12 protein-coding genes are annotated in these 13171 nt (G+C 62.1%); 6 read left to right on the top strand and 6 right to left on the bottom strand.

The genetic code is table 11. The features are described from left to right. Positions 1 to 2 precede the first annotated feature (2 nt). The 3 genes from C4J83_RS19495 to C4J83_RS19485 are packed head-to-tail and all read right to left on the bottom strand — an operon-like array spanning position 3 to position 3577. Positions 3 to 1280, bottom strand: a complete 1278-nt coding sequence (locus C4J83_RS19495; RefSeq protein WP_124417949.1) for a dihydrolipoamide acetyltransferase family protein — start codon at positions 1278 to 1280, stop codon at positions 3 to 5. After that, positions 1281 to 2339, bottom strand: coding sequence for an alpha-ketoacid dehydrogenase subunit beta (locus C4J83_RS19490; RefSeq protein WP_119735708.1), 1059 nt, complete (start codon positions 2337 to 2339; stop codon positions 1281 to 1283). A 2-nt stretch (positions 2340 to 2341) separates the two neighbouring features. Continuing rightward, the gene (locus C4J83_RS19485; RefSeq protein WP_124417948.1) at positions 2342 to 3577 is read right to left on the bottom strand and encodes a 3-methyl-2-oxobutanoate dehydrogenase (2-methylpropanoyl-transferring) subunit alpha; all 1236 of its coding nucleotides are present in this window, start codon (positions 3575 to 3577) and stop codon (positions 2342 to 2344) included. Between the two features lie 195 nt (positions 3578 to 3772). Here C4J83_RS19485 and bkdR point away from each other — a divergent pair, with 195 nt between their 5' ends. Next, positions 3773 to 4261, top strand: a complete 489-nt coding sequence (gene bkdR, locus C4J83_RS19480; RefSeq protein ID WP_078743488.1) for a Bkd operon transcriptional regulator BkdR — start codon at positions 3773 to 3775, stop codon at positions 4259 to 4261. A 126-nt stretch (positions 4262 to 4387) separates the two neighbouring features. Here the strand turns inward: bkdR and C4J83_RS19475 are convergent, their stop codons facing one another. Next, positions 4388 to 5251, bottom strand: a complete 864-nt coding sequence (locus C4J83_RS19475) for an MBL fold metallo-hydrolase (protein WP_124417947.1) — start codon at positions 5249 to 5251, stop codon at positions 4388 to 4390. Between the two features lie 110 nt (positions 5252 to 5361). Between C4J83_RS19475 and C4J83_RS19470 the strand changes: the two genes are divergently transcribed. The 5 genes from C4J83_RS19470 (at position 5362) to C4J83_RS19450 (ending at position 10825) form a co-directional block, all read left to right on the top strand. Then, positions 5362 to 5697, top strand: coding sequence for an ArsR/SmtB family transcription factor (locus C4J83_RS19470; protein ID WP_016974127.1), 336 nt, complete (start codon positions 5362 to 5364; stop codon positions 5695 to 5697). Between the two features lie 50 nt (positions 5698 to 5747). Continuing rightward, positions 5748 to 6992, top strand: coding sequence for an NAD(P)/FAD-dependent oxidoreductase (locus C4J83_RS19465; protein ID WP_124417946.1), 1245 nt, complete (start codon positions 5748 to 5750; stop codon positions 6990 to 6992). Beyond that, on the top strand, positions 6993 to 7799 hold the full coding sequence (locus C4J83_RS19460; protein WP_119735700.1) for a sulfite exporter TauE/SafE family protein: 807 nt from the start codon (positions 6993 to 6995) through the stop codon (positions 7797 to 7799). 237 nt (positions 7800 to 8036) lie between these two features. Further along, a complete protein-coding gene (locus C4J83_RS19455; RefSeq protein ID WP_106578871.1) occupies positions 8037 to 9683 on the top strand; it encodes an MFS transporter in 1647 nt (548 codons plus the stop codon). Further along, a complete protein-coding gene (locus tag C4J83_RS19450) occupies positions 9680 to 10825 on the top strand; it encodes an HlyD family secretion protein (protein WP_119735698.1) in 1146 nt (381 codons plus the stop codon). The genes C4J83_RS19455 and C4J83_RS19450 overlap by 4 nt, the downstream gene beginning before the upstream one ends. 65 nt (positions 10826 to 10890) lie before the next feature. On the opposite strand, the gene C4J83_RS19445 is transcribed toward C4J83_RS19450, so the two are convergent. Both C4J83_RS19445 and C4J83_RS19440 read right to left on the bottom strand, forming a co-directional pair. Beyond that, a complete protein-coding gene (locus C4J83_RS19445; protein WP_177416158.1) occupies positions 10891 to 11796 on the bottom strand; it encodes an aldose 1-epimerase in 906 nt (301 codons plus the stop codon). Between the two features lie 94 nt (positions 11797 to 11890). After that, on the bottom strand, positions 11891 to 13171 hold the full coding sequence (locus C4J83_RS19440) for a TRAP transporter large permease (RefSeq protein WP_124417945.1): 1281 nt from the start codon (positions 13169 to 13171) through the stop codon (positions 11891 to 11893).

The raw sequence follows: 13171 nt of genomic DNA, 5'->3' as shown, positions 1-13171 counted from the left end.
CCTTACTCCAAAAACAGGCTGGCGGGTTGTTCGAGCAGGCCGCGAATGGCCTGGATGAATTGCGCCGCGTCCATGCCGTCGACCACGCGGTGATCAAAGGAGCTGGAGAGGTTCATCATCTTGCGGATCACGATCTGGCCCTTGATCACCATCGGCCGCTCAACGATGCGGTTGACGCCGACGATGGCGACTTCCGGCAGGTTCAGCACCGGCGTGCTGACGATGCCGCCCAAGGCGCCGAGGCTGGTCAGGGTAATGGTCGAACCCGACAGCTCGTCGCGACTGGCCTTGCCATTGCGTGCGGCGGTGGCCAAACGCGCGATTTCCTCGGCATTGCCCCACAGGCTGCGCGCTTCGGCGTGACGCACCACTGGCACCATCAGGCCGACGTCGCTCTGGGTAGCGATGCCCACATGCACCGCACCAAGGCGGGTGATGACTTGGGCTTCGTCGTCGTACCGCGCGTTGATCTGCGGAAAATCGCGCAACGCCACGACCATGGCGCGCACGATAAACGGCAGCAGGGTCAGCTTGCCGCGCGTGGCACCGTGCTTCTCGTTGAGGTGCACGCGCAACTCGTCGAGGGCGGTGACGTCGATTTCTTCCACGTAGCTGAAATGCGCGGCGCGCCGGGTGGCGTCCTGCATGCGCTGGGCAATCTTGCGGCGCATGCCGATCACCGGGATTTGTTCTTCGTCGGTGCGTTCGGCATAGGGGTTGGCAGCGGTTTTATTTTGCGCCGGACGCTGGAGCAAGAAAGCCTCCAGATCTTCGTGCAAAATCCGGCCCGCCGGACCAGTGCCCTGCACCAGGCGTAGCTGGATGCCAGCATCCAAGGCATGTTTGCGCACGGCAGGGGAGGCCAGTGGGCGCTCGTCAGCTTCACGGGCCACGTGTGGTTGAGCTGCAACCACGGGCGCGGGCGCGGGCTTGCTTGGCGCTGGCGCGGGTTTGGCTTCAGCAACCGCAGCTGGTGCAGGCGCAGGCGCAGCGGTTGCCGGTGCAGCCATCGCCGGTACATCCTTGGCGTTACCCGCGCCTTCCACTTCAATGCTGATCAAAATACTGCCCACGGCCATGACTTCACCCGGCTCGCCGCCGAGGGAAATCACTTTGCCGTGCACCGGCGAGGGAATGTCCACCATCGCCTTATCGGTCATCACATCCGCCAGCACCTGGTCTTCAACCACCAGGTCGCCGACCTTTACGTGCCATACCGACAGTTCAACTTCTGCGATGCCTTCGCCAATGTCCGGCATCTTGATAACGTGCGTGCCCATTCAGACCTCCATGACCCGTTTCAACGCCGCGCCCACACGGGACGGCCCTGGGAAATACGCCCACTCTTGCGCGTGCGGGTAGGGCGTGTCCCAGCCGGTGACGCGTTCGATCGGCGCTTCCAGGTGATGGAAGCAATGCTCTTGGACCAGCGACACCAGCTCGGCACCAAAACCGCAGGTGCGCGTGGCTTCGTGCACCACCACGCAACGGCCGGTCTTTTTCACCGACTTGACGATGGTTTCCAGGTCCAGCGGCCACAGGCTGCGCAGGTCGATGACCTCGGCGTCGATGCCGGTTTCTTCGGCGGCCACTTGCGACACATACACGGTGGTGCCGTAGGTCAGCACCGTGACGGCCGAGCCCGGACGCACGATGGCGGCGACGTCCAGCGGCACGGTGTAGTAACCGTCCGGCACTTGTGCTTGCGGGTGTTTCGACCACGGCGTTACCGGGCGGTCGTGGTGGCCGTCGAACGGGCCGTTGTACAGGCGTTTGGGCTCGAGGAAGATCACCGGGTCGTCGTTTTCGATCGAGGCAATCAGCAGGCCTTTGGCGTCATACGGGTTGGACGGCATCACCGTGCGCAGGCCGCAGACCTGGGTGAACACCGCTTCGATACTCTGGCTGTGGGTCTGGCCGCCATAGATGCCGCCGCCGCAGGGCATGCGCATGGTCAGCGGCGCAGTGAACTGGCCGGCCGAGCGATAACGCAGGCGCGCAGCTTCGGAGATGATCTGGTCGGTCGCGGGGTAGACGTAGTCGGCGAACTGGATTTCTGCCACCGGGCGCAGGCCGTAGGCACCCATGCCCACCGCCACACCGACAATGCCGCTTTCGGAGATCGGCGCGTCGAATACCCGCGAGCTGCCGTACTTGTTCTGCAAGCCCTCGGTGCAACGGAACACGCCGCCGAAGTAACCGACGTCCTGGCCGAATACCACCACGTTATCGTCACGCTCAAGCATCACATCCATGGCCGAGCGCAAGGCCTGGATCATGGTCATGGTGGTGGTGGTCATGGCGGTTTCCACTTCGATACGGTTGTTGTGATCGTTCATGGTCAGATCCCCAACTCTTGACGCTGGCGCTTCAAGTGCTCCGGCATCTCTTTATAAACGTCTTCGAACATGGTGGCGGCGCTTGGAATCTGGCCGCCGGCGAGGATGCCGTACTGTTCGGCTTCTTTTTGCGCCTTGACCACTTCGGCCTCAAGTTCGGCACTGACCGCCGCGTGTTCCTCTTCAGACCACTGGTCAATCTTGATCAAGTGCTGCTTGAGGCGCGTAATCGGGTCGCCGAGCGGGAAGTGGCTCCAGTCATCGGCGGGGCGGTATTTGGACGGATCATCCGAGGTCGAGTGCGGACCGGCGCGGTAGGTGACCCATTCGATCAGCGTTGGCCCGAGGTTGCGGCGTGCACGCTCGGCCGCCCAGGCGGAGGCGGCGTACACGGCGATAAAGTCGTTGCCGTCCACGCGCAGGGAGGCGATACCGCAACCCACACCGCGTCCGGCGAAGGTGGTGGCTTCACCGCCAGCAATGGCCTGGAAGGTGGAAATGGCCCACTGGTTGTTGACCACGTTGAGAATCACCGGCGCACGGTAGACGTGGGCGAAGGTGAGGGCGGTGTGGAAGTCGGATTCGGCGGTGGCGCCGTCGCCGATCCAGGCCGAGGCGATCTTGGTGTCGCCCTTGATCGCCGAGGCCATGCCCCAGCCCACACCTTGTACGAATTGGGTGGCGAGGTTGCCGGAAATAGTGAAGAAGCCAGCGTCCTTGACCGAGTACATGATGGGCAACTGGCGGCCCTTGAGCGGGTCGCGCTCGTTGGACAGCAGTTGGCAGATCAAGTCCACCAGCGGCACTTCGCGCGCCATCAGAATGCTTTGCTGGCGATAGGTGGGGAAACACATATCGTCGATGTTCAAGGCCAGGGCCTGGGCGCTGCCGATGGCTTCTTCGCCGAGGCTTTGCATGTAGAACGACATTTTTTTCTGCCGCTGGGCGACCACCATGCGGTTGTCGAAGATCCGCGTCTTGAGCATGGCGCGCATGCCTTTGCGCAGGATCTCGACAGAAACGCCTTCGGCCCACGGGCCAAGGGCCTGGCCTTGGTCGTCGAGCACGCGAATCAGGCCCTTGGCCAGGTCAGCGGTGTCGGCGGGTTCTACGTCAATGGCGGGTTTGCGCACCAGGCCGGCGTCGGTCAGACGCAGGTAGGTAAAGTCGGTCTTGCAGCCTGGGCGGCCCGAGGGTTCGGGAACGTGCAGGCGCAGTGGTTCGTACTGCTGGGTCATGGCTTTCTACGCTCTATCTTGTGAATTTCTTGTAGTGGGCGCGCTAGCTGACAGTCCGTCTCCGGGTAGGAGAAATCTTGTCCTACAACAATCATAGGCGTGGCGTAGAAGAATATTTATCTGTGTTTCGTTGCGCTCGCGATCATTTGCGGATAAAAAAACTGCATAAACATAATAAACAGGTGATTTTGTCTCATGCGCAAACTGGACCGTACCGATATCGGCATTCTCAACGCCCTGCAGGAGAACGCGCGCATCACTAACGCCGACCTGGCTCGCTCGGTCAACCTGTCACCCACACCGTGTTTCAACCGGGTCAAGGCAATGGAAGAGTTGGGCCTGATTCGCGATCAGGTCACGCTGCTCGATGCCGATTTGCTCGGGCTGCACGTCAACGTGTTTATTCATGTGAGCCTGGAAAAGCAGAACGAGCTGGCGCTGCAGCAGTTCGAAGGTGCGATCTCGGACCGCCCGGAAGTGATGGAGTGTTACCTGATGGCCGGTGATCCGGACTACCTGATCCGCGTGCTGGTGCCGACGATCCAGTCGCTGGAGCGCTTCATGATGGACTTTTTGACCAAAGTGCCCGGCGTCGCGAATATCCGCTCCAGCTTTGCGCTCAAGCAAGTGCGCTACAAGACGGCGCTGCCTTTACCCGCCAATGGCATCAACCTCGGCACATGACCTCAGCCGCGCCGCTGTAAAAAAGTGGGCGCGGGCTTGCTCGCGAAAGCGGTGTGCCAGGCACACGATGAGTTGACTGACCCGCCGCTTTCGCGAGCAAGCCCGCTCCCACGTTTAGATTCTCTTTCAGAGTTGGTTAAGCGGAATCTTCAGGTAAGTCACCCCATTCCCCTCAGCAGGCGGCATATGCCCCGCCCTCACATTCACCTGAATCGCCGGCAACAACAGCGTCGGCATCCCCAGCCCGGCATCACGTTTCGTGCGCATCGCAACAAACGTCGCCTCATCCACCCCGTCATGCACATGAATATTGCCCGCGCGCTGTTCCGCGACTGTGGTCAGGCACTTGGCCTCGCGGCCTTCAGGCGGGTAGTCATGACACACGTACAGTTCGGTTTCCAAAGGAAAGGCCAGCAACTTACGCATCGACGCATACAACTGCCGCGCATCGCCACCCGGGAAATCGCAGCGCGCCGTGCCCACGTCCGGCATGAACAGTGTGTCACCCACCAGAATCAAGCGGTCGTCGATCAAGTAGGCCATGTCCGCCGGGGTATGCCCGGGCACATGCAGCGCCTGCGCTTTCAGGTTGCCGATATGAAAGACCTCATCGGGCGCAAACAAATGGTCGAACTGCGAGCCATCGACGCGAAATTCCGGCTCCAGGTTGAACAGGTTCTTGAACACGTCCTGGACCTTGCTGATCGACTGACCAATGGCGATCTTGCCGCCCAGTGTACGGCGCAGGTACGGCGCGGCAGACAAGTGATCGGCATGCGCATGGGTTTCCAGCAGCCATTGCACCTGCAGGCCGTGCTCACGCACAAACGCGATGACTTTGTCGGCCTGGGCCGTGTCGGTGCGCCCGGAGGCCGGGTCGTAGTTGAGCACCGAGTCGACGATGGCACATGGGCCGCCGTCCATTTCATGGATGACGTAGGTGAAGGTCGACGATGCCTCGTCCAGAAAAGCGTGAATCAACGCTGGCATGGCGGCTGTCCCTGTTGAGGAAGAAAAACGGTGAAGAAAAAAGTCGTTACAATCAGTTTACGTTTACACATAATGTTTTGAGCTTAAGTGACGTAAAGGACCCGAAGCAAATGGAATCTACTCTGAGTGAGGGCGAAGTCGCCCAGTTGCGCGCATCGGCGTCCAAGGCCTGCTCCTTGCTCAAGGCGTTGGCCAACGAGGACCGTTTGTTGATCCTGTGCCAATTGACCCAGGGCGAGCGCAACGTGGGTGAACTGGAAGCGCTGACCGGCGTGCGCCAGCCCACGCTGTCTCAACAGTTGGGCATCCTGCGTGACGAAGGGTTGGTCGCCACCCGTCGGGAAGGCAAATACATTTTCTACGGGCTGGCCAGCCATGAAGTGATTCAAGTGATGAAAACCCTGTCCGGGCTGTACTGCGGCGCGGTCATGAAAAGCTGGGCGTGACGCCATCCGGCAGCGACCCTTGTGTGCATGTAAAAGAAAGGCGATTGACCATGAATGACCAACACTGTGGCCCTACCATCAGTGGCGATATCGTAGTCATCGGCGGCGGTTCGGCGGGCATCGGCCTGCTGGCCAGCCTGCTCAAACGTGACCCGCACCTGAACATCACCCTGATCGAACCGAGCGACTATCACTGCTACCAGCCGGCCTGGACCCTGGTCGGCGGCGGCGCCTACGACGTCAAAAAGACCCGGCGGCCACTCGCCGATGTGCTGCCCAATGGCGTCACCTGGGTGCAGGCCGCCGTCACCGAAGTGCTGCCCGAGGCGCAGATTCTGGTGCTCGACAGCGGCCAGCGCGTCACCTGGAACAACCTGATCGTGTGCCCCGGCCTGCGCCTGGCCTGGGAAAAGGTCGAAGGCCTGCAAGACACCCTGGGCCAAAACGGCGTGACCTCCAATTACAGCTACGAGCATGCCGCCTACACCTGGCAACTGGTTCAGCAGCTCAAGGGCGGCAAGGCGATTTTTACCCAGCCGGCCATGCCGATCAAATGCGCGGGGGCGCCGCAAAAGGCGATGTACCTGTCCTGCGATCACTGGCGCAAACAAGGCCATCTGAAAAACATCGACGTCGAATTCGATCTCGCGGGCGCCGCGCTGTTTGGCGTCGCGACCTTTGTGCCGCCATTGATGAAGTACGTCGAAAAATACCAGGCACGCCTGGCGTTCAATTCCAACCTGGTCAAGGTCGATGGCCAGGCGCGCAAGGCCTGGTTCGAGGTGAAAGACGCTGCGGGCACGGTCACGGTTCAAGAGAAATCCTTCGACCTGCTGCACGTGGTCCCGCCGCAAGTCTCTCCGGACTTTATCCGCCAAAGCCCGCTGGCCGACGCCGCCGGCTGGTGTGAAGTGAACCCCCACAGCCTGCAACACCTGCGTTACCCACACATCTTTGGCCTGGGCGATGTGTGCGGCACCACCAATGCCAAGACCGCTGCCGCTGTGCGCAAGCAGATCGTGGTGGTCGCTGAAAACCTGCTGGCCCTGCGTCAACAGGCGCCGCTGCCGCTCAAGTACGACGGCTATGGTTCCTGCCCACTGACGGTGGAGAAGGGCAAGGTGGTACTGGCCGAGTTCGGCTACGGCGGCAAACTGCTGCCGACCTTCCCGCTGGACCCGACCCAGGCGCGCCGTTCGATGTGGTTTCTCAAGGCCACGCTGCTGCCGTGGTTCTACTGGAACGGCATGCTCAAGGGCCGCGAGTGGCTGACCCGTCTGAGCAAGGTGGATTAAATGCTGCTGGCAAGCGTATTGGGCGTGTTGATGGGCCTGGTCATGGGCCTCACGGGCGCGGGCGGCGGCATCCTTGGGGTGCCGGCGCTGGTGCTGGGGTTGGGCTTGACGATGACCCAGGCGGCGCCGGTGTCATTGCTCGCGGTGGGCGCGGCGGCGGCGGTCGGCGCAATCGACGGCTTGCGCCATGGTCTGGTGCGTTACCGCGCGGCCTTATTGATTGCCTTGCTTGGCGCACTGTTTTCGCCCCTGGGTGTATTTTTCGCCCATCAACTGCCGGAGCCCGTGCTGATGGGGCTGTTCAGCGCATTGATGGTGCTGGTGGCCTGGCGCATGTTGCAGCGCGAAAAGGTCGACGCCGGGCCCAGCGATCATGGCGCCGCGTCGTGGGGCCAGAAGAACTGCATGCTTGATCAGCAGACCGGGCGCCTGGCCTGGACGGCCAAGTGCAGCGCCACGTTGGCCGCCCTCGGCGCGGTGACCGGTGCGGTGTCGGGTTTGCTCGGCGTGGGTGGCGGCTTTCTGATCGTGCCGGCGTTCAAGCAGCTGACGGATGTGCAGATGCGCGGCATCGTCGCCACCTCGTTGATGGTGATCAGCCTGATCTCGCTGATTGGCGTCGCGGGTGCGTTTCATGCCGGGGTGAGCATCGAGCCTGTGGGCTGGGTGTTTATCGGCGCGAGCATCGTCGGCATGCTGATTGGGCGGCGCCTGTGTTCAGTGATCAAGGCGCGCACCCTGCAAGTCGGCTTTGCCAGCCTGTGCGTGGTGGTGGCTATTGGCATGGTGCTCAAGGCCACACTCTGACCGACCTGAAATACATTCCAACGGTGGGAGCGGCTTGCTCGCGAAAGCGGTGTGCCAGACACCGAATGAGTCGACTGACCCACCGTCTTCGCGAGCAAGCCCGCTCCACCGTTTTGAACGTGCCCGTTCAAGAGTTCAATTGCTGCCCTGACATGGCAAGATGAACGTCTCTCAGGTTTACTACTCCCTGAGTAATGGATTCACCGACCTTGCACGTCGGCTTATCAAGGCCATCGAATGGACAAATACACCCCCCACACCTGGCAGCCCCACGAGCGACCGAGCCTGCCCGGCTCGCCGTCGACGCCGCTGCACCCCACGCACAAGCGCTGGTTGTTTGCGATGGTCGGCGTGCTGGTGGCAATCACCGGTGGGCTGGGCAACGCGCTGGTGATCGCCAACCTGCAATATTTGCAAGGCGCCTTGGGCGCGACCACCGCCGAAATGGCCTGGCTGCCCGCCGCCTATGTGATGACCAATGTGTGCATGAACCTGCTGCTGGTGAAGTTTCGCCAGCAGTTTGGCCTGCGCGCGTTCACCGAGGTGTTTCTGGTGCTGTATGCGCTGGTCACCTTCGGCCACTTGTTCGTCAACGACCTCAGCTCCGCCATCGCGGTGCGGGCGGCCCACGGTATGGTGGGCGCGGCGCTGAGTTCGCTGGGTTTGTACTACATGATCCAGGCGTTCCCGGCCAAGTGGCGCATGAAAGCCCTGGTGCTCGGCCTGGGCACGGCGCAGCTGGCACTGCCACTGGCGCGGTTGTTCTCTGAAGACCTGCTGCAAATTGCCGAGTGGCGCGGGCTGTACCTGTTCGAACTGGGCATGGCGCTGATCTGCCTGGGTTGCGTCTTCCTGCTCAAACTGCCGCCCGGCGATCGCTTCAAGACCTTTGAAAAACTCGATTTCCTCACCTTCGGCATCCTCGCCACCGGCGTGGCGCTGCTTTGCGCGGTGTTGTCGCTGGGGCGTATCGATTGGTGGCTGGAAGCCCCGTGGATCGGCGTGGCGTCGGCCTGTTCCCTGGTGTTGATCATGGCCGGCCTGGCCATCGAGCATAACCGCGCCAACCCATTGTTGATGACCCGTTGGCTGGGCAGTGGGGTGATGATTCGCCTGGCCCTGGCGGTGGTGTTGATTCGCATGGTGTTGTCGGAGCAATCCACTGGCGCCGTGGGCTTCATGCAAATGTTGAACATGAGCTACCAGCAGATGCACACCCTCTACGTGGTGATGCTGGCCGGGGCGATTGCCGGGCTGGTGGTCAGTGCGCTGACGATCAACCCGGCGCACCTGTTGATGCCCTTGATCATCTCCCTGGCGCTGATGGCCACCGGCTCGGTGATGGACAGCTTCTCAAGCAACCTGACCCGTCCCCAGAACCTGTATATCAGCCAGTTCCTGCTAGGCTTTGGCGGCACCTTTTTTCTGGGGCCGACCATGGTGCTGGGCACGCGCAACGTGCTCACCAACCCGCGCAACCTGGTGAGTTTTTCGGTGATGTTCGGCATCTGCCAGAACCTTGGCGGCCTGATAGGCGCGGCGTTGCTGGGCACTTTCCAGATCGTGCGCGAGAAGTATCACTCCAGCATGATCGTCGAACACCTGACCTTACTGGACCCGCGTGTGGCCGCGCGGGTGCAAAGTGGCGGTTCGGCGTATGGCGGTATCATCGCCGACCCGCAATTGCGCAACCTGATGGGCATTCGCAGCCTGGCCACGGCGGCCACGCGTGAGGCGAATGTGATGGCCTACAACGATGTGTTCATGTTGATTGCGATCATCGCGATCCTCACCATGCTCTGGATCTTCATCCGCAGTCTGTGGCTGATGAGCACCACCAAAGCAGCAGCCCCTCCCGTTCAACCCAGCGGCGTTACTTCATGACCGAAACAACCACGACCACCACCAACGCCATCGCCTCCACCCCGGAAGGCACCGCTCCACCGGGAGCAACCGCGACTGAGCCACGCTCACTGCGGGTGCGCGTCATCTCATCGCTGGGCTTTGCCGCAATTGCCATCGTCGGCGTGCTGATCGTGCTCTATGCCTGGCAATTGCCGCCCTTCAGCAGCGCCGTGGAGAGTACTGAAAACGCACTGGTGCGCGGCCAGGTGACGATTATCGGCCCGCAACTGAGCGGCTATGTGTATGAAGTGCCGGTGCAGGACTTCCAGTTCGTCAAGGCCGGCGACCTGCTGGTGCGCCTGGATGATCGCATCTACAAGCAGCGCCTCGACCAGGCGTTGGCGCAACTGGCGGTGCAGAAAGCCTCGTTGGCCAACGTGGTGCAGCAACGCAACAGTGCCGAAGCCACCATCAAGCTGCGCCAGGCCGCGCTGGTCGACAGCCAGGCCCAGGCGCGAAAAAGCACCGCTGACTTGCGCCGTAACGAAGAGCTGATCAGCGATGGCTCGGTGTCCAAGCGTGAACTGGACGTGACGCGCGCCGCCAATGCCCAGACCATCGCCGCCGTGGCCCAGGCCCAGGCCAGCCTGGAAATCGCCCGGCAGGACCTGCAAACCGTGATCGTCAACCGCGGTTCACTGGAGGCCGCCGTGGCCAGTGCCGACGCGGCAGTGGAGCTGGCGCGTATTGACCTGTCCAACACCCGCATCCTCGCGCCGCGTGACGGCCAGCTCGGGCAGATCGGCGTGCGCCTGGGCGCCTTCGTCAACTCCGGTGCGCAGTTGATGGCATTGGTGCCGCCCCAGCTGTGGGTGATCGCCAACATGAAAGAAACCCAAATGGACAATGTGCAGGTGGGCCAGCCGGTAACCTTCACGGTGGACGCGCTGAACCACCGCAAGTTTCACGGCACGGTGCAGCACATTTCCCCGGCGACCGGTTCGGAATTCAGCCTGTTGCAGGCGGACAACGCCACCGGCAACTTTGTGAAGATCGCCCAGCGCGTGCCGGTGCGGATCACCGTTGACCCGGATCAGGCCGAGAGCGAGCGCCTGCGGCCGGGGTTATCGGTGGTGGTGAGTATCGACACGGCGGGGCGCCTGAAAGACACCCCGCCCTGACACAGCACAGGTCACCCTGCGGACGCGGGCGTGCTCGCAAAAGCGCAGTGCCGGAGAGCGCGTGGTTACCGACCCACGGCTTTCGCGGGCAAGCCCGCGTCCCCATGGGCACTGTATTTGAGGGTGAAATCGAGTTGGGTCGACTGGCCTTGCTCCAATAACCTCAGCCCCGGCCTGCCGGGCAGGTGATGGGCATTCACCGGATGGCTCACCGGCTCGATGCAAAAGAATGCCAACCCCGGCGGGCAATACAGCAGGAAGTAATCCGCCCCGGTCGCCCGGCATTCCAGGGTGTAGCCCAAGTGCGGCTGCTCGATCCGGCAATGCCCGTCCCACTGGCAGAACCCATTGTCCACCAGGCCTTCGGGCAGGGTGTTCAAAGTGCTGAAATCCCAAGCCTGCGGCACTGGCGCCAATCCTGTGGGCAGCTTTGAGGCATCACTCATCCACACCTGCCCAGCCTTGGCCTGCAACCGCGTGCCCGACGTACGCGGCAAGTACGGGTGCAAACCCAAGCCATGCCACGCCGCCTGTTCGGCCAGATGCGTTACGCGCAACGCGATGCTCAGCTCACCGTCGCGCAAGGCAAAGCGCTGTTCGGCGTGATAGGCGAACGGCGTGTCGCACCGCAGCCCCAGCACCACTTCATCCGCCGCCTGGCTGACCACGTGCCACGCCTGTTGCCAGGCCGAACCGTGAATCGGCAACGGATCGGTCAGGCTGTTGGCGGTGAGCGCCAGCCAGCCGTCGGGGTTATCGAAACCGCCTTGGGCGATCCGGTTGGACCAGGGCGCCAACGGGTAGCACCCCAACTTGCCCGGTAAACCGGTATTTACCGCGTGCTCGTCACTGTGTCGCAACAACGGCTGCCCGGTGGCGCGCACCGACCAATTGACGATGCTGCCACCCAGGGCCGGGGCCAGGGTGAGGTGGGTGAGTGGGTCGCTGAGCTCGATCAAGTCTGAAAGCATGGGTGTCCCGCCGCATGAATAAACCAACACAGAGGTGATTTGTGGACGCTGGCAAGCCTGCGTCCACCGTTGAACCTCGGCCTCGGATAAAGGGTTACAGCACCAGGCCCGGCAGCCACAGCGACAGCGCCGGAATGTAGGTGACGGCCATCAGCACCAGAAACAGCACGCCATAAAACGGCAGCAGGGCTTTGACGGTTTTCTCGATACTGACCTTGCCCACCGCCGCGCCGACAAACAGCACGGCGCCCACTGGCGGGGTGATCAGGCCGATGCCCAGGTTCACCAGCATGATCATGCCGAAGTGCACGGGGTCGACACCGATGCCGAGAATCACCGGCAGCAGGATGGGCGTGAGGATGAGGATCAGCGGCGCCATGTCCATCACGGTGCCGAGCAACAGCAGCATCATGTTGATGCAAATCAGGATCACGTAGCGGTTGTCCGACAGGGTCAGGAACATCGTGGTGATCTTCGCCGGGATCTGCATCAGGGTCATGATGTAGCCGAAGCTGGCGGCGAAGGCGATCAGGATCATCACGATGGATATGGTGCGCACCGTGCGGTGCATCAGCTTGGGCAACTCGCGCCATTTGTAGTCGCGGTAGATGAACATGGTCACGAAAAACGCCCACAGCACGGCAATCGCGGCGGACTCGGTGGCGGTGAAAATACCCGAGAGGATGCCGCCAAGAATGATCACCATCGCCATCAGGCCCCACAGCGCGTCGGCGCAGATTTTCAGCGCCTGCTTCAGCGGGATGACTTCACCTTTGGGGTAGTCGCGTTTCTTCGCGAAGATCAGGCACAGCACCATCAGGCACGCGCTCATCAGCAGGCCCGGGACCACGCCGGCCATGAACAGCGAGGCGATCGACACCGTGCCGCCGGCCGCCAGGGAATAGAGCACCGAGTTGTGGCTGGGCGGGGTCAGCAGCGCCTGTACCGAGCCGCTGATGGTCACCGCCGTGGCGAACTCCCTGGGGTAGCCGCGGCGTTCCATTTCCGGAATCAGCACCGAGCCGACCGAGGCGGTGTCTGCCTCTGATGAGCCGGAAATAGCGCCGAAAAACGTCGAGGCCATGATGTTGACCAACGACAGGCCGCCGCGCACAAAGCCCACCAGCACGCCGGCAAACGCCACCAGCCGGCGCGACATGCCGCCTTCGGCCATGATCGCCCCGGCGAGCACGAAGAACGGAATCGCCATCAGCGAAAACTTGTTCACCCCGCCTGCCACCTGAATCATCAAGGCCTGGAACGGAATGTCGATCCACCACGCGCCGATCAGCGCCGACAGCCCCAGGGCGTAAGCGACCGGCATGCCGATCAGGATCAACGCGATAAAGCTGCCCAACAGAATCAATGCGTCCAT

Origin of the sequence: Pseudomonas sp. LBUM920 (genome assembly GCF_003852315.1) — a bacterium.
Lineage (GTDB): Bacteria > Pseudomonadota > Gammaproteobacteria > Pseudomonadales > Pseudomonadaceae > Aquipseudomonas.
The sequence above is the reverse complement of the archived record's forward strand: the minus strand, read 5'-3'. Positions and strand labels throughout refer to the sequence as shown.